The organism is Vibrio sp. 1249-1 (assembly GCF_033340495.1).
Genome location: NZ_JAWOWJ010000447.1, coordinates 1 through 744 on the forward strand (window position 1 = coordinate 1; position 744 = coordinate 744).

Annotated in this window: 1 protein-coding gene; it reads right to left on the bottom strand. The window is 48.9% G+C overall.

Annotation, left to right across the window (positions count from 1 at the left end; all coding sequences use genetic code 11):
- Nucleotides 1-258 precede the first annotated feature (258 nt).
- A partial coding sequence (locus R7Z50_RS26910) for a glycoside hydrolase domain-containing protein (protein ID WP_318149670.1) occupies nucleotides 259-744 on the bottom strand: 486 nt, incomplete at its 5' end.

A 744-nucleotide genomic window follows, 5' to 3' on the forward strand; every position in this document is an offset into this window, starting at 1 on the left:
TACCGCAAGATCAACAATTGGATCGCCCGGTAGTGAAGAGGAAGAATCGTTGTCGCTGTTACAGCCAGCCAAGCCACCTGTCAGACCAACCAGGATAGCCAAAGAGATAAGATTACGTTTAAACATGTGCATACCGTTTTGTCGTTATTCGTATATAAAAGTGTTTATAAGAGACTGTTTCTAAAGAACTGCTTATAAAATTTGCTTGTAGGGATAGCCGGGAGATGCGCTCCCCCGGCTGAGTTGCCACTATTGGGATTAACGAGAACCTGCTGGCATCTCGTCTTCATGCAAGAACTCACCGATGCCTTGTGCTGGTGGAAGATCTTGCTCTAGAGAGCCCCAACGTTGATTTGGTTTGTCGCCCATCACGAACTCCAACTCACCGCCGTACATGATTTCGTCATGAGTCAAGTAAGTACGGTTGAAGTCTTTGCCGTTGTAGCGAGCCGATTGAATGAAGATGTTTTCGCGGCTAACGTTCTTCGCGGTCACCGTGAACTTCTGGTTGTTGCCGACATCGATAGACGCGCTTTCAAACAGCGGAGTACCGATTTCGTAGATGCCAGAAGAAGCGTTTACTGGGTAGAAACCAAGCGCACGGAACACGAACCACGCAGAGAGCGTACCGAAGTCGTCGTTACCACAAATGCCGTCAGCGGTGTTCTTGTAGCAAATGTTGGTTGCTGCGGCGATGGCTGCCTGACCTTTCCAAGGTTGGCCTACGTAGTTGTACAAGTACGG